We start from the raw sequence: 16,644 nt of genomic DNA, 5'->3' as shown, positions 1-16,644 counted from the left end.
CTTCGTGGTCGGGTCGACAGGCTCGTTCCATTCCCAGGTGTTGCCCGCTTGATCGTAGGTTCCGTAGTGACTGACCGCTGCCGTGTACGCTCCGACGTCAGTCGTGCCGTTGCCATCGCCCGCCGCGACGTTGTCGAAGTTTGCTGAGTAAGGACCTCCGGGAGGGAGTTCCTTCACCATTTGATTGGGATCATCCGTCTTGGGCGGGAACTGCCAATAGCCCCCGGTCCCATTCTTGGTCGGATCATAGTAGGCCGCCTTGTACCACTCGTCGTCGTTGGGCAGGAAATAATCTGCATTCGAATTTCTGCCGCTTACGACATCATAGCCGCTAAAGGTGTAGGCACCGGTTTCGGTGTCGCTGTCCTCAGTGCCTCCGTTGCTAAGCCAGTTCGCCATGCGCATGGCATCCACTGCGGCGACAAACAGCACCGGGCGGTTTTCGCGACCTTCGAGCACCGTGTAGGTGTAACTGCCATCTTCGCCTTCGCGGAGAATTTCTCCGCCGCCCGAGACCATCAGGTTATAAGGGTCTGACTTAGCTTTGGCGTTTAGGAACGCCGCGTAGTCGGCATTGGTCACTTTGAACTTCGAGATCTCGAAGGTGTAGCCCACGGAACCCCGGGCAGTGTTCCAGACGGTGTCCTTGGGGTTGCCTGGATTTCCGATCACGATGTAGCGGCTCGCATCGGATTGAGGCGCGGTGAATCGGAAGAGCGTGTCGGCCGCGATCGGATTTCCCGCCCCCGCGGCCACATCCCGAATCCCGTTCAGTTTGAGGGTGTAGGTGGCGCCAGGCGTCTGTCCGGAGGTGGTCAGCCGAACCGACGTTGAGCTCAGAATGACGACCTCGGTGATTTCGAGTCCGTCGGACAGCGAATAGTTGGCGAGACTTCCTGCGGTAGCCTCCGATACGGGTTCGGAGAATACCACGGTGATATCCGTGTAAGAGTTCCCGGCGACCACGCTCTTGACCGTGGGAGCGGCAGTATCCTTGTCGACGGTGACTGTCGTTTCGGTACTGGCGATCTGTTGTCCGGAAACGCGGACCAGGCAGCGGTATCGAACACCACTCTGGGTTAGGGCAAGCGCGGGCGTCTGGTAGACGGCTGCGTTGGCGCCAGGGATATCCACCCCGTTCTCCTGCCACTGATAGGAGAGAACATCCGCGGGTGCTCCGGCACCACCGGCCAGGCTGGCCACCACGGGTCCGAGAGTTAACCGACGGTTTTCGGTGGCCGACGCGGTGGGGCTGAGATCGGCCGAGAGAGCCAGGCTCACGTTTTGGTAGGGGGCGATGACTTGCACTTCAGCTAGAGAGAAGAAGCCATCGCTGGTTGTCAGCGGCGTCTGCGACTCGAAGCGAACGTATTGGCCGGTGACTCCGGGCGGAAGATTGTAGGCCACTTGGAGCGGCGGACGACCCGGGTAGGTTTGGGTCCAAACAACATTGCGGTTTAGGTCGAGCACGCTGAGGGTGAAGTTGTCGTTTCGGACTGCGCAGGAGTTGAACAGAGCCTGACATTCGTCCGCGGTCAGGGTGCGGAACCAGACCTTGAGCCGGCCGATGGACTGCGTGGTGCCGAGATCTACTTCCCACCAACCCGGGTCCTCCGCCAAGGCGTTCAAGGTGACGGATCCGCTGGAGAAGAACCCGCTCGTGTTGCCGTCGATGGCGTGTTCGGGTTCGCCACCCACAGCGGTGCTGGATTGAGTGGCAGTACCGCTCATCGCCAGGTTGATTTCGAAGAGTGGCGTGCTACCGGTCATGGTGACGGGTGCGATCGTGTTCCCGGCAAAATCTTTGACCCCACTCACGGCCAGAGAGTAAGGAACGTTCTGGGCCAAACCCACCACGCTCAGAGTCACCGTTTGATAGACATGCTGGTCATTGGGGTCGATGAGGACCGGGCTCAGCGCGGCTCCTTGAACCGAGACACCTGCGCCGAACGAGTAGTTGGCCGTCTGGACCGCAGTTCCTTCGTCCAAGACCTCATTGAAACGAAGGGTGGTGAGCAAGGTGGGGCCACTGCCGAAACTTACTTGCTCGATCTGGGGTGCGGTTGTGTCGCTGGTAACGGTCAGCACCGCCTTCGCGGTCAGGGTGCCTCCGCCCGATACGCCGCAGCGGACGGAGTATTCGCTCGCATTGTCGGCCAGCGATTGTATCCCGGTGGTGTAGGTGGTGCCGTTGGCTCCCGGGATCTCCTCCCCATTGCGCAGCCACTGGTAGGTGAGTCGATCTTGGGGTGCGCCCACCACGGTGGCTGACACGGGGCCGAAGGTGGTCCTGCGTCCCTGGATTACGGAGGTCGCAATCGGACTCTGGTTCACATTGACGGTGACTCCCTGGTAAGGAGCCAGGACCTGGACCTCGGCCAGGGAGAAAGTGCCATCGCTCGTGGTGGGAGGATTCTGGGGAACGAAGCGCACATACTGGCCCTGCACCTCGGGCGACAGGTTGTAGAGAACGTGGAGTCCGTTCTGGGCATCGCGTGAGGGCCGACCAGGATACGCGCGTCGCCAGACCTCATCGTGGTTGGCGTTGTAAATGACCAATGAAAAGTCATCGTTCCTCAGGTCACAGCAATCGGTGCGAAACCACACATGGACGGCGCCGATCGGTTGGCTGATTCCCAAGTCGACCTCCCAGTAGGGATCGGGCGGATCTCCGTCCAGAGCGATTCCTCCGCTGTGCGTGACCGAGTTGTTGGCCCAATTCCCGTCCGTGCCACCATCGACGGCTCGATCGGCGGTGCCCGGACTAAGCGTGCTGGATTGGGTTGCGAGCGCTCCGAGCGCCCAGTTGATCTCGGCTTCGTAGAACTGGTTGGTTTGCTGGGCCTGCGCACCGAGGGCGGTCAGGCCGGCCAGGATTAGGGACAGGTATTGTGGCTTCATGCTTGCGGGTCAAACACGCTCCCTTGGATCGAAACCGCGACCGGTTGGGGCGCATTTTCTGAGGTTTGGTTGTGACAGGTTACGGGGAGGATTAAAGCGACCTCGCCGGCGATGTCGATGTCCGATTTTAGGCCGGGGGGGCAGCCTAGGATGCCTGCGTCTGGGGCTGCAGCACCGATGAAAGGGCCTGGCCCATTTCACTCACCGTGTTCGGTTTGAGCAGGATGTACCTGATGCCCGTGGCTTCCGCCTGGTCCTGCTCCTCGGGTCTGATGTAGCCGGTGGTGAGGATGATGGGAATATCGGGACGGATCATCAAGATCTGCCGGGCGAGATCAGGACCGGAGAGGTTGGGCATCGAGAGGTCCGTGATGACCGCAGCATAGTCGTAAGGCTTGAACTTGAACTGGGCCAGGGCCTCTTCCGGGCTGCGAAACCCGCGGGAGCGGTAGCCGAGTTTTTTTAGAATCCGGGTCGTGAGGAACACGATGGATTCCTCGTCATCCACCACCAGAATTTGCTCGCCGTGCCCTTGGCGGAGTTCGATGGGAGCGGGCGGCGTCAGGCTCGGTTGGCGCAGAGCGACTGGGAAGAGCAGGGTGAAGGTCGTGCCTAGCCCGAGTTGGCTTTCCACATGAATGCTGCCACCCAGCCTTTGCATGATGCCATGTACCACCGAAAGCCCAAGACCGGTGCCTTGATTGGGGCCTTTAGTCGTGAAGAAGGGGTCGAAGACCCGCTCCATGGTTTCCCGATCCATACCGCTGCCTGTATCCTTGACCCGGAGGCAGAGGAACCGGCCGGGCTGCACCTCCTCATCCTCTTTGATTTGGGGTGGGATCGGCGAGTCCACCACCGTTTGCTCGAACTGGATCAAGCCGCTGCGGCGTCCGATGGCTTGAGCGGCGTTGGTGCCCAGGTTGAGAATGATCTGATGGATCTGGGAGGGGTCCGCGAGAATGAGTGGGGAGTCCGGAGTGAAGCGTGTTTCGATGTGGATACTGGGTGCGATGTTGATTCGCAGGAGTTGAAGCGCCTCGGTGACGATGGGCTCCAGCGCAATGCACTCCAGCGTCTGCTTCTCCTGCCGGCTGAAGGTCAGAATCTGGCGGACGAGATCAGCGGCGCGCCGCGTGCCTCGTTTGACTTCGGCGAGGCTGACTTGCACTGGATGATCCGATGGTAGATCGCTGATGGCGAGCTGGGTGTTTCCTGAGATGGCGGTCAGAATGTTATTGAAGTCGTGGGCGATACCACCCGCCAGGGTGCCCAAAGCCTCCATCTTCTGAGACTGTCGCAGCTGACGCTCCATGCGAGTGCGCTCCTCGGCCAGCATCTTCTCGCGCCTCAAGGATTCGGTGCCCTCCTGATTGCGTCGGTATTGATAGGCCCAAACCCAGGCTCCGATGGAGGTCATGGTCACGAGGCCCACGAGGATACGGAAGAGCCAGGTTTGCCAGAAGAAAGGTCGGATGGTGAAGGAGATCTCGGCGGTGGATTGGCTCCAAATTTGATCGCCGTTCGAGGCGCGAATTTCCACTCGGTGGCTGCCTGGGCCCATCGGGAGCAGCTCGACGGACCGGGAGTCGCCCGCCGAACGCCATTTTGCCGCCGGCTCGGCGAGGCGATATTCAAAGAGCACGCGTTCAGGTGCGGAAAACGTGGGTGTGGTGTAGTGAATGCGAACACGCTGGGTGCCGGGGGGGAAAATCAGGGTTTCCCGGGACGGGGGCAATCGCTGTCCATCCACCTCAATGGATTGCAGGATGACCTCCGCCTTGTTGGTCATGATGTGGATAGAACCGGTTTCGATTGAGGCGATTCCTTGAATGGTTGCGAAGCAGACTTGTCCGGAGGAGCTCTTGACCGAGCCTGGATGCGCCCAGGCGATGACATTGTTCCTCGCCAATCCGTCTTCACGCGTGAGGCGCAAGGGCAGCAGCAGCCGTTCCTTTCCTGAGGCCACTGACTTGAGCCGGCTCAGCTCGAAAGAAACCAAGCCTATGGAGGTACCCGTCCAGAGGCGCCCATGGTCATCCCACAAGAGGGCTTCCAGACCCAGTTCCGGCAATCCTTGGCGCGAGTCGAATCGATACACCGTCCCATCGGAACGTCGCCAGAGGAGCCCGCCTTCGTTCAAGGACAGCCACACCCCTCCTTCCGGATCCGCTGCGAGCGCGATGAACCTCGGGTCGGGGCCAGCTTCGGCCAGGTCCAATATCCTGAATCGGCCGTTTTCGATCAGGCGGAGGTTGGTTCGGGTCGCCACGAAGGTGCCTTGATTCGGAACTTCGGCCACTCCGATCAAGGTTTCGTGGTCGAGCTCCTGGAGTCTCCGTGGGGGTGCGGTGGGTGTATCGAGTTTGAGGTTGCCAGCCTCGGTGCCGATCCAGATCGATCCGAGGCTATCTTGGTGAAGCAGAAGTATAGGGGTGTTCTCGAGAGGCAGGTTCAGCGATGGCAGCTGTTCCTGTTCCTTAAACCGTAGGATTCCGTGCGCCTCCGTCCCGAGCCACATTTCACCTTCGCGGGTGCACAGCAGAGATCGGAGAGTTTGTCGTTCACCGAGTCGGCACAGGAGCCGTTTTTCGCCCTGTTCGCTGGCGAACACTTCGCCGTTCGCGGTGGCGAAAACCAGTTCGCCTTTCGGATTTTTGCTAACCGCCGTGATTTGACTGTCGTTGGGGTCGGGGTTGTCCGCGTACAGCATGTTCACTCGTCTGGGAGTGAGCTGAAGCAATCCCCCTCTCCCGGTGCCTAGAAAGATGTTTCCCTCCACATCCTCCAGCATGGAGGCGACATGGTTGTGCGGCAGACCTTGTCGCGAGAGGATGCGTTGGGCGTGTCCGTTGGTCTGGAGGACCAAGAGCCCGGACGCAAAACCGCCGACCCAGACTTGGCCGCGACGATCTTCCAGGATGGTAACCAGATCGTCTCGAAAGTCTTCCGGGTATCCATACTCCTCGAGGACAGACTCTCCCATTCGCCGTGTGAGCCGATGTCGCTCGGACACCCAAACGCCGCCTCGTTTGGAGGCAGCGATCCCGCTGTAGTGGGTCGGTCCAGTCGCTGAGCCGGGGACGGTGATCCAGCGGTCCCTATCGCGGCGGATGAGTTGATCATCCACTCGAGCCCAGACCGTGTTCGACTGATCCACCGCCAGGATCCAAGCTCCGAGTGAATTGGTGCCGCGAGGCGCCACATTTTCTCGCTCGGGACCCTGAGGAGTGACCCGGTAAATTCCTTCGGACGTCCCAAAAAACACCGTGCCGTCGGCCGTCTCCTTCAGAGAAAATACCATCCCTCCCTCCCATTGCGATCCTTTGGGAAAGGTGGTCCAGGCTGCTCCATCCTTGCGCAGCAGGGAATGCTCCGTTCCGATCCACAGGCGACCCTGCTGGTCGCCTAGCAGTGAAATGCAGGCTCCTTCCTCTCCACTGCCGGCCTTGGGAAGGGGAATTCGAGTGGAAGGAGTCGTGCCGTTGAGCTGGAAAAGTCCGCTGAAAGTTCCCACCCAGATAAAGCCATCAGGAGTCTGAGCCAGGGAACGCGCGGAGATGCGCGGGAACTTATCTTCGTCCTCCCACAATCGCAGAATGTAGTTCTTGCTGAGGTGTGGGGAGGTCAGCGTGAGTGGTGCGGCCAGGCAGGGCAGAACCGCAGCCATCCAACTCAGGATGCCCCAAAACGATTTCCAGGGTTTATTAATGTGAACCAGCATGTTGCAATCGGAACACAACCTAGCCTTCCCGCACTCGAGACGCGAGCGGGATTTCGGACGATTCAGCGCAGTACCTTGACCACTCCAAGCGGGTCCACCTGCAAGTCCCGGGCCTGAGGCGGCACCTTGACGATAGTGACATGGCCCCCAGGCCAACGGACCCACAGAGAGGCGAGTTGGCTGCGTTTACCCAGGAGGAGAATCGGGCTGTCCTGAGAGTAATATCCTCCGCCGACCCGCACTTCCCAGGCGGGACCGATTTCGCCGGTGGCATAAATCGCTCGAGCCACTGCTCCCACCGCCCATCTTTCCGGTCGGTTTATCCTCAGGAAGACCCGCAGTCCAGACTGCCCTGTCAGATTGTTGAAAAGGCCTGTCGCACCCGAAGCGTAAGCCACCGCCAAGTCGACTTTCCCGTCCGCGTCGAAGTCGCTAGCCGCAGCTCCCCTCGGCTCGCCGCGAAAACATATGCCGCTCGCCTCGGCGGTCAGTGCCTGAAATTTTCCTGCTCCAAGACCCAAGAGTGCCAGCCCGGCAGTCGCATTGAGCGGCCCCGCTGGAGCAGTAGCAGTGGTGTCGGCCGAGACCGGGGCTAGGAAAAGATCGGTCACGCCGTCTCCGTCTAGGTCCGCAACCACCAGGCCGAACGCTGTCGACGACTGGGCCTCGCCAGGGAGCGGTATTCGATGAAGCTGGCCCTGACGATTTAGGAAGACGCTGGACTCGGTGCCGATGCCTCCCCCAGGTGGTTTCCGGCCCCCGACGACGAGGTCGAGGGATCCATCGCTGTTGAAGTCGCCGGTGGCGATGCTGGTCCATTCTCCTGGGGTTTTATCCAGGCCCCAAGCCGAGGTGGTGTCCATCAGTCGGCCGTGCTCGTTGAGAAAGACGCGGATCGAGCCTGACTCAACGGCAAGCGCGAGATCGGGGCGGCCATCCGCGTTCAAGTCAGCGAACGTGGCACCTGACACCCGCTCAACTCTTGCCAGTCGAAGATCGTTGTCCGGATCGATGGTGAATCCGTTGGTCGTGCCGCGAAACAGCCGCGCGGGAGAAGCAGCTGAGTTCTTGGTCGAGCGGGCCCCACCCCCGATGAACAGGTCAAGGTGGCCATCGAGATCGATATCGGCCATGGCCATTGGCCCCGCGACGTTCGTGGCTTGGGGCAGAACCTGAAGTGGATGGACTGCTCCGCGTTCCATTGGATTCTGCAGCAGCCAGATATGATTTCGAGTGGGCTGCGGCGAGGTGATTCTCCGGTGGGCAGTCCCAGCCAGCCAGCGTCTTGACGGGCTGTCTCCTTCCCAGCCTAGGGTGGCGATGTATTCATCCTCGGTGCCAGCCAGGGAAGATTGAATCCACTGAACAAAGGCGCCGGTACCGTTATTCCGCAGGATGCTCACTCCGCCCTCGTGCGCTCCACTCCGGATCAGATCTTCCCAACCATCTCCGTCTGCATCGAACCAGGTGATGCCGGGGCCGACTGGGCTTCGAGGTTCTGATGAGTTCGACGGTTTGCTGGAAGGCTGAGTCGTGGCGGTGCCCGGAACCTGCCCCAATCGCTCACTCACGTCTGCGAAGGCCGGCCGGGTCGCGCTACCCGCCGTCCAGGGGCTCAGGGCGATGAGCAGAGGCAGCGTCAGCCAGCCGATCCTTCCTGATCGAGAAGCTCTCAAACCAATCATAGCCCCAATGTAGAATCCGATTCGCGTTCCGGCTGAGGGAAAACATTCAGGTATTTTGGCCACGGGGATGGCAAGAACAGGGTAATGATCCTTAAGGTCACCAATCTTTGAGCTGACGCTGATTCTTGCGGGGCTTCTGGGGAGGGGGCGGGAGGAAGAGTTTCTCCTCGGATCGCAGTGCCTCCAACAAGCGTATGGCTTCACGCTGGGTCATCTGGAGGGGTTGACCGGACATGGGGTTGCCGCCTTCTGGTTGAGTGGCGGAAGGGTTGTTGGTCATGCCGCGCTGGCCTGGCTTGGGTTGGGCACCATCCTTTTTGTCCCGCTCGTCCTGCGCGGACTTCTGGTCTTCCTGGCCTTCTTTCTGATCCTCTTGATTGGATTCCTGTTTCTGAGATTCCTGTTTGTCCTTCTGCGCAGACTCGTCCTCGGGCGAGGAATCCTGCTTGGCCTGGTCCTGATCTTTTTTCTCTGGGGAGGACTTTTCCTGATTCTGGTCCTGCTTTTGGTCCTGGTTCTGGTCGTTCTTGGAATTCTTGTCTTTCTGATCCTGATTCTTTTCCTGGTCGTCCTTCTTCTGCTCATCCTTGTCCTTGGAATCCGAATCCTGCTTTTGCTGCTGCTGCTGTTGCTTTTTAAGCTCCTCCAGTCGCTCTTTCACCCAGCGGAGATTGTGCTGGGCATCGGCGTCCTGAGGGTTGAGTTTGAGGGCGGTTTCGTAGCTGTTGATGGACTGCTCCCACATCTTTTGGGTTTTGTCCGGTTCGCCTGCGTCCTCCCCGAGTCGGAATTGAGTATTGCCAAGATTGTAGTAAGCGCGTTGCTGAAGTTGGGGATCCTGAGTCGCCAACGCCGATCCAAAGTGTTCGGCGGCATCCTGAAGCTTCCCGGCTTGGAACGCCGCAGCCCCGGCATTGTAGCGCAGGGCCGCATCCTTGGGCTTCTTCTCGAGCAGGCTCTCATACTCGCTCAAGGCATCCTTAAATCGGCCGGCCTCGTAATCGCGGCGCGCACTGGAGGGGGAGGCGTAGGCGGTCATGGCGCACAGCAGCAGGACGCCCATCGTGGCGGAGGTTGCTAGCGGCGCGCGGGAGGTCGCGGGAGATGTGGCGGTTGATTCCCGTCGCCGGGCGGGTGGCTTGAAATCCAGGATGAACAACTCAGCGATTAGCAGCAGGCAGGCCGCAGCTAGAAACCATTGGAAACGTTCGAAGTAGCGCCGCATCAGCGTGGCTTGGAGGTCGCGCTTGGGCAGCGGTGCCAACCCTCGCTCGTAGAGCATCTCCATCCCTCCCGCTCCGGCCAGGTGCAAGTAAAACCCTTTACCAGCTTTGGCGATGTCCTGGAGCAGGCTCTCGTTCAGCCGCGACTTCACGGCATTGCCATTCTCGTCCTTGATAAAGTCGACCCGGCCCTTGGCGTCGCGCACCGGGATCAGTTCCCCGTTGGGACTCCCGAGCCCGATGGTAAAGACCACCAGTCCCTCTTTCGCGGCTTGAGCGGCTGCTTCGATGGCTTGGCCATCGTGATCTTCGCCATCGGTAAAGAGCACGAGTGCTCGGTGGTTTTCTTCGCCGGCCTCTTTGAAAGCGGTGCGCGCGGTTTGAATGGCCTCGGCCAGCGCGGTGCCCCCCTGGGGCAAGAGGCGGGTGTCGAGTGCCTCCAGATGTTGACGAAATGCGTTTTCATCCAGAGACATGGGCATTTGCAAGAACGCCGAGCCCGCGAAGGCTACCAATCCCATGCGATCCGATTTGGCGAGCTGCCGCAGATCTTGGGCCGCCAGCTTGGCTTTCTGGAGTCGGTTGGGGGGGACGTCCTCAGCCAGCATGCTTCGGGAGGTGTCGATGCCGATCACGATGTCGAGCCCGCGTTGTTTGACCTCTTGATAACCGAAACCCCACTGCGGCCGACTTAAAGCGATGAGCGTCAGGGCCACCGCCGAGCTCAGCAGGATGAGGCGCAGTTTTTGTCGGGGCTTGGAAACCCCGACCGTGAGGGCTGGTAGCAGTCGGGCTTGTATAAACTGAGTGATCAGTTTTTGGCGCTCCCGCCAGGTCCACCAAAGGAACCCAATCAGGAGCGGCATCACCAGTGCCATCGCCCATAGAATGTCCGGTCGCGCAAATTGCATGAGGAGCTCCGTCCGAGGCAACAAGATAGGAGGCGGGAGGCGTGGTTTCAATTCGGAAACGGACTTTTTGGGTCGGTGGGGCTTCTGGGGAGCTTCAGATTCCCTGATGATCGCGCTTGACCGTTCAGCGAAAGCACCTTAAACACGGAGTCGACGTTCGGGCTGTGGGAAATTCAACCACCTGTGGATATGTCATTAACGAAACGCGACCTTGTTACTCGGATCAGTTTAGAAACGGGTTTGGTTCAGCAGCAAGTGCTGGATGTGGTTCAAAAAACCCTCGACTACATCGCCCAATCGGTGGCGAAAGGTCAGAAAGTGGAGCTGCGCAACTTTGGTGTCTTTGAAGTGAAGATACGCAAGGCGCGAGTAGGGCGGAACCCAAACTCCCCCGAAAAAGACGTTCCCATTCCTCAGCGGGCGGTGGTGAAGTTCAAGCCCGGCAAGGAAATGCGCGACGAGGTGATCAAGCTGACTCCGGAGCAAGTTGCCGCGGCCAACCGCGAGGACGCTGCGTCTGGCGGGGAAGCTGAATCCGAGTCGCAGCCCGGTTGAGCTCATTCGCCACGTAAACTTTTTCGGGCGCTCTCGGGTGCACTGAGGGCGCCTTATTTTTTTCTGCCATGGAACGCTTGCCCGGTTTTCGAGATTTTTACCCCGAGCCTCTCCCCAGCAAAGACGTGTGGAGTGCGGACGCGCGTCGTTATCTGTTTGACCGCTGGGCCGCTGTCGCCCGTCGCTACGGATTTCGGGAATACGACGGTCCGCCGTTGGAGACGCTGGAGTTGTACACCGCGAAGAGCGGCGATGAGATCGTCGGCCAGCTGTACAACTTCACCGACAAGGGGGACCGACCGGTCGCGATGCGACCCGAGATGACGCCGACCCTGGCTCGGATGGTCGCCGCGCATCAGCGAAATTATCCCAAGCCGATCAAGTGGTTCTCCATTCCGCAACTGTTCCGCTATGAACGTCAGCAAAAGGGGCGTCTGCGTGAACACTTCCAGCTGAACGCGGATGTTTTTGGCGAGAAGGATCCAGCGGTTGACGCCGAGTTGATCTCGCTCCTGATCGACACGCTGCGGGCGGTGGGCCTGACGGCGGAAGATTTTGTGGTGCGTCTCAGCAGCCGGAACGCCTGGCAGGATTTCTTTGCGGCGGGCGGGGGAAAGCCGGAGAACGCGTACGCGTTTTTCCAAGTGATCGACAAGCTCGAGCGCGAGTCTGAGGCCGACAGCGCCGCCAAGCTCTCGGCCCTGGGCTTTTCCTTGGATCAGGTTCAGGAGTTCATCCGTGCGGCTGAGCCGACCGCCGAGCTGGCGGCGGTGCTTTCCAACTTGAACGCCCGCGGGTTGGGTGAGTTCGTGAAGATTGACTACAATGTCATTCGCGGGTTGGCCTACTACACCGGGCCGGTCTTCGAAGCCTTCGACCGGCAGGGCGAATTTCGCGCGATCGCTGGGGGCGGGCGCTATGATCATTTGGTGAAACTCATCAGCGGCGGCAAGGTTGACTTGCCCGCCTTGGGCTTTGGCATGGGCGACGTCGTGCTCATGGAGTTGCTGAAAGCCCGAGGCAAGCTCCCGGTTTTTTCGGCGGGCGTGGAAGTCTTTTGCTTAGTTCCCGACGAGGCTGCCCGGCCAGCTGCCTTGAAACTCGTGCAGGAGTTGCGCGATGCCGGGCGAACGGTGGAGTATTCACTCACTCCGGCCAAGCTCGACAAGCAGTTAAAGCGAGCGTTGGACATGAGCGCGCGTTGGACGGTGCAAGCCGATGGCGAAACCGAGGTCGTATTGCGAAATCTCGCGACTCGGGAAGAAGTCCGCGTTCCTAGGGCGGAAATCCGCGAACGGCTGGTGTAGGACGTTGGAGTGGCAGTCAGGAGGCTCCCTCTTAAACTTGTGCCTGTGAAGCCTAACAACGAAAAAGACCAGCGTGATGTGACAGCGGGACGGCCCGATCATCGTCCGGATCGTAACATCTGGGCGGGACTCACATACGATGACGCCACGGCGGCCAGAGCCTGGCTGATGGCATTGGGATTTGCACCCGGCCTCGTCATACCGGGCCCGGGGACAGACGAGATACATCATAGCGAGATGCTTTGGCCGGAAGGCGGGCGCGTGATGGTCTCCAGTCGAGGCACGCGCCCCGTTGCACTCGAGCCACCTCGCGGCAGCGGCGTGCTCTACGTCGTCACTACTGACCCAGACGTCGTGTACGCCAGGGCACTGGCCCTCGGTGCTCCGGTGGAGCGCGAACTGTGCGACCAGACCGATTATGTGTCGCGGGATTTTACCATTCGCGATGTTGAAGGCAATCGTTGGAGTTTTGGCACCTATTGTGGCTAGGACGGGCAGCCGTCGCCGTTCCTACGGTTCCTCGTCGCGCCTTCTACCCCTTCGGCTTTTTGGCCACGGCCTTGCGGACTCGATCGTGGTATTCTTCAGCAACCATGTAGCCGACGCATTTTGGGGAGCCGCATCGACAGGGATGTTCGCGGAACCCTTCCAGATCGAAGCCGTAGTTGAAGGTGACCTCTTCCTCTGGAGCGATGGGACGTATCGTGTGGATCCAGATGTGCCCCTCCTCATTCAAGGCTTCGCAATTGGGGTCGCAGCTGTGGTTGAGCAAACGGGCGGGGTTCCAATGCACATCCCCGTCCAGATCTGACTCGTCGTCGAGGGTGAAGATGTACTCGTTTTGGCGCAGGCACCTGCGGAGGGATTCAGCCTTGTCGATGCGTTCGCCAAGATACTCGATCAGGCGTGTTCCCGAAGGTATTGCAACTTTGGCGAAGGCTCCGGTTCCGTGGATGCCAGAGCTGCGGAAGGAGAGCTGAGGATGTTCGGGTACCGACGTCGATGCGCCAGGCAAGGGCATGGTGGCGGTTTCCCGGGGGCTGCGAATCGCCCAGCGAAGTTTAACGCAGCTGGCGCGGGGGTTCGCTCGGCGCTCCTCGGGCGTTGGCCGCACGACTTCCTGACTGATCTGAGAGTAGAGCCCGGCCTTCCAGCCTTGCTGGAACGCGTGCTTGACGCGTCGATCTTCTCCCGAGTGGAACGTGAGAATCACCACGCGTCCGCCATGGTTCAACACCTGAGGCAGGTGCCGCAGCAGGCCATCCAAGGCGGTAAACTCGCCGTTCACCTGGATGCGGAGCGCCTGAAACACTCGCTGGCAAGTCGACTTGAACTCGTCCTCGCCTAATCGACCGGGGAGCACATTCAAGGCGTTCTGCAGCGCGCGGGTCAGATCGAGAGTGGTTTCGATCGGACGTTGAGCGCGCAGCGTGGTCAGGCCGCGGGCGATCACTGCCGCCCGGGGTTCGTCGGCATTTTCCTGGAGTAACTCCGAGAGATCTTTCTCCGCGACGGATCGCAGGAAGGCGGCTGCGGATTGACCCTTTCCTGGGTTCATGCGCAGGTCCAGCGGGCCTTCGGTCTTGTACGAGAATCCGCGAGCAGGATCGTCGAGTTGCATGCTCGAAACGCCCAGGTCGGCGAGCAAAAAATCCACGCCTTCCAGCCCGCGGGCGGCCAGAACCTTGGGCAGCCCGGCAAAGTTTCCCGGCTGAACGATCAGACTGTCCCCGGGGTTGAGTTGCTGGCGGAGCCGCGCCTCCGTCCGCTGGAGTTCGAGCGGGTCTACATCAAATGCCAGGAGCTTCCCCTTGGGCTGGCAGCGGTTCCACAGCTCGGTCGCGTGACCGCCGTAACCCAGAGTGCAGTCGACTCCGACCTCGCCGGGCTGGGGCTTCAGAATGTCGAGAACTTCGGTCAGCATCACCGGGCGATGCATACCGGCGGGCGTCTTCCCAGAATCCAGGACTTTTCGGACGGTTTCAGGATAGAGGTCAGGCCGATGCTCCTTGTATTTCTGATCGAAGCGGCGTGGGTTCCTGCCGGAGTAGCGAGGGCGGCGTTGGTGCTTCGGGGGGACGGTGGCTGGATCGGGGATCGGAGCAGGGGTGCTGGACGGCGCGTCGGACATGGGAATCAGAGTTTGGCGATTTTTGCCAAGGTCGCGGTGGTTGACTTGCCGGCCACGAATGGGATGAGCACAATCCTGCCCCCGGCCGACTCCACCGCGCGCCGTTCCTCCTGATTCAAGGTTTCGAGCGTGTAATCTCCGCCTTTGACATAAATGTCTGGTTGCGCGGCGCTCAGGAAACGTGTGGCGGTGGCCTCGGGAAAGATGAACACCGCGTCGACGCTGGCCAGGGCGGCCAAAACCAAGGCACGGTCGGTTTCTTCGTTCACCGGTCGCTGGGGGCCCTTGAGCTGGCGAACGGCCTGATCTCCGTTGACCCCGATCAACAGGGCGTCGCCCTGGTTACGGGCGGACTCGAGGTAGGTGACATGGCCGAGGTGAAGCAGGTCAAAACACCCATTTGTGACCACGAGGCGACGGTCGGCAGCACGCTGGGCTTGGCGCCAATCCCGCAGCTGATCCGCTGAAAGGAGCTTTGTCCGGAAATTCATGCGCGCTAGCATGTGGAGGGCGGGCTTCTGGATCAAGTTATGAAGTGACTTTCGCGGGCTTGTGTTTTGGGAACTGGTTCCTAAAGTGTTCACATGAGCAACGATGTGGTCTCGGTCGAAATCCGGGAGCTGTTTCAGACCCCGAATGGCTGTGCCATCTTTTTGGGCAATGCCGAGAAGGTGTTCGTGATTCAAGTGGAGCAGATGATGGGGCAGGTGATTGCGATGTTCATGCGCGGCACTGCCAAGGATCGTCCGTTGACCCATGACTTGATGCTGAGCGTCTTGAAGGGGTTCAACATTAATGTGGAGCGGGTGGTCATCAATGAGTTGAAGAACTCGACTTATTTTGCCCGGCTTATTTTGCAGGAGACCAACGAGTTGGGGCGAAAGCTGGTCGAGATCGACGCCCGGCCGAGCGATTGTCTGGCTTTGGTGGCCGCGATGAAGCGGCCTCTTTTCGTTTCCGCAGCCCTGTTCGCCCAGCTGGATGACATGACGGAAATGCTTCAGCGGATCAAGGAGAACGGTGGGGAGATGGAAGGCGAGGGGGAGTAACGATCGTGGCCAGTGGTGCTTCCAAGCCGGTCTGCCTGATCCACGGCGAAGATGACTTCGCGGTCAAAGCCCGTGCCCGTGCACTGTTCGATCAGTGGTCCCAGGAGTTGGGCGGCATGGATCACGAGATGATCGAGGGGCAGGTCTCCAACGGCGGGGAGATGCTGCGATCCTTGGGCAAGTTGCGGGAAGCGCTCCACACTCTTCCCTTCTTCGGGGGAGGCAAAGTCATCTGGTGGCAGAATTGTTCCTTTCTAGGAGATGATCGCACGTCCACCTCCGGGACCGTAACCGAGGCCCTCTCCGAGTTGGCCGCGGAGCTTGCCAAGTTCGAGTGGGGCAGCGTTCGGCTTATCGTCAGCGCGGGCAAGGTGGACAAGCGCCGCAGCTTTTACAAAACCTTGGACAAGCTCGGCACGGTAGAGGTTTTCGCCTCTTGGTCGGACGACGACAATTGGGTGGCGAGGGCGGAGGCCGCAGCAGCTCAGGCCCTGCGCGAGCGGAGACAGGAGATTTTTCCCGAAGCCTTGGCGGCATTGGTCACGTCGGTCGGCCCGCAGCCTCGCCAGCTGATGTCCGAGGTGGAGAAGCTGAGCCTTTATGTCGGGGATCGACGCCAAATCACCGAGTCGGACGTCGATGCCATCGTCACCCGTAACAAGCAGGCTCGAGCCTTTGCCTTGAGCGAGGCATTTGGAGAGCGCAACCTCGCTAAAGCCTTGCGCTGTTTGGACGAGGAGATGTGGGAGATGCAATTCGACAAGGACAAAAGCGAGTTTGGACTCCTCATGGGGCTCATCAGCAAGGTGCGATCCATGATTGGAGTCAGCGAACTGCTGCGTCTCAAGTGGCTCAAGCCCGAGCAAGACTGGCGTCGCTATCCCTCTCAGCTGCAACGTATCCCGCCGGAAAAACTCCCAAGCGAGAAGCGGTTTAACCCGGCCGCGCTGCACCCCTATGTGCTTCACAAGACTATTTCTCATTGCCGTCAATATACTGCGGCTGAGTTGGTTAGGGCGATGGAGTCTCTCCTGGCTTGCAACCGGAGCCTGATATTCAGCAGCCTGGAGGCGCGGCTGGTGCTCCAGCAGACCTTAGTACATATTCTGAGTGGGAGCGCCTCCGGAGGCACGGCCCGTGGTCGTGCTGCCGTCTGAAATA

At 60.1% G+C, this 16,644-nt stretch carries 11 protein-coding genes and 1 pseudogene; 5 read left to right on the top strand and 7 right to left on the bottom strand.

The window, feature by feature from the left end; genetic code table 11:
* From JNN07_18910 to JNN07_18895, 4 genes are all read right to left on the bottom strand, one after another.
* A partial coding sequence (locus JNN07_18910; protein MBL9169817.1) for an SUMF1/EgtB/PvdO family nonheme iron enzyme occupies positions 1–2,901 on the bottom strand: 2,901 nt, incomplete at its 3' end.
* Positions 2,902–3,046: 145 nt separating this feature from the next.
* The gene (locus JNN07_18905; GenBank protein ID MBL9169816.1) at positions 3,047–6,622 is read right to left on the bottom strand and encodes a response regulator; all 3,576 of its coding nucleotides are present in this window, start codon (positions 6,620–6,622) and stop codon (positions 3,047–3,049) included.
* Positions 6,623–6,684: 62 nt separating this feature from the next.
* Positions 6,685–8,307: a CRTAC1 family protein gene (locus JNN07_18900; GenBank protein ID MBL9169815.1), complete on the bottom strand. Its 1,623-nt coding sequence runs from the start codon at positions 8,305–8,307 to the stop codon at positions 6,685–6,687.
* A 97-nt stretch (positions 8,308–8,404) separates the two neighbouring features.
* Positions 8,405–10,441, bottom strand: a complete 2,037-nt coding sequence (locus JNN07_18895; GenBank protein ID MBL9169814.1) for a VWA domain-containing protein — start codon at positions 10,439–10,441, stop codon at positions 8,405–8,407.
* Positions 10,442–10,630: 189 nt separating this feature from the next.
* On the opposite strand from JNN07_18895, the gene JNN07_18890 reads away from it, so the two are divergent.
* From JNN07_18890 to JNN07_18880, 3 genes are all read left to right on the top strand, one after another.
* Positions 10,631–10,996, top strand: a complete 366-nt coding sequence (locus JNN07_18890; GenBank protein ID MBL9169813.1) for an integration host factor subunit beta — start codon at positions 10,631–10,633, stop codon at positions 10,994–10,996.
* Between the two features lie 68 nt (positions 10,997–11,064).
* The gene (gene hisS / locus JNN07_18885; protein ID MBL9169812.1) at positions 11,065–12,303 is read left to right on the top strand and encodes a histidine--tRNA ligase; all 1,239 of its coding nucleotides are present in this window, start codon (positions 11,065–11,067) and stop codon (positions 12,301–12,303) included.
* Between the two features lie 45 nt (positions 12,304–12,348).
* Complete coding sequence (locus JNN07_18880; GenBank protein MBL9169811.1) at positions 12,349–12,792, top strand: extradiol dioxygenase; 444 nt, start codon at positions 12,349–12,351, stop codon at positions 12,790–12,792.
* A gap of 43 nt (positions 12,793–12,835) precedes the next feature.
* Here the strand turns inward: JNN07_18880 and JNN07_18875 are convergent, their stop codons facing one another.
* The 3 genes and pseudogenes from JNN07_18875 to JNN07_18865 all read right to left on the bottom strand — a co-directional run bounded on the left by JNN07_18875 (position 12,836) and on the right by JNN07_18865 (position 14,925).
* Complete coding sequence (locus JNN07_18875) at positions 12,836–13,324, bottom strand: SET domain-containing protein-lysine N-methyltransferase (protein MBL9169810.1); 489 nt, start codon at positions 13,322–13,324, stop codon at positions 12,836–12,838.
* 18 nt (positions 13,325–13,342) lie between these two features.
* Positions 13,343–14,434, bottom strand: a pseudogene (gene rsmH, locus JNN07_18870) (16S rRNA (cytosine(1402)-N(4))-methyltransferase RsmH).
* 5 nt (positions 14,435–14,439) lie between these two features.
* Complete coding sequence (locus tag JNN07_18865) at positions 14,440–14,925, bottom strand: adenylyltransferase/cytidyltransferase family protein (protein MBL9169809.1); 486 nt, start codon at positions 14,923–14,925, stop codon at positions 14,440–14,442.
* Between the two features lie 93 nt (positions 14,926–15,018).
* On the opposite strand from JNN07_18865, the gene JNN07_18860 reads away from it, so the two are divergent.
* Positions 15,019–15,483 carry a bifunctional nuclease family protein gene (locus JNN07_18860; protein ID MBL9169808.1) on the top strand — a complete coding sequence of 155 codons (465 nt, stop codon included), beginning with the start codon at positions 15,019–15,021 and terminating at the stop codon, positions 15,481–15,483.
* Positions 15,484–15,485: 2 nt separating this feature from the next.
* Entirely contained in the window at positions 15,486–16,640 is a 1,155-nt protein-coding gene (locus tag JNN07_18855) for a DNA polymerase III subunit delta (GenBank protein MBL9169807.1), read from the top strand.
* Positions 16,641–16,644 lie beyond the last annotated feature (4 nt).

It is taken from the genome of Verrucomicrobiales bacterium (assembly GCA_016793885.1).
GTDB lineage: Bacteria > Verrucomicrobiota > Verrucomicrobiia > Limisphaerales > UBA11320 > UBA11320.
The sequence above is the reverse complement of the archived record's forward strand: the minus strand, read 5'-3'. Positions and strand labels throughout refer to the sequence as shown.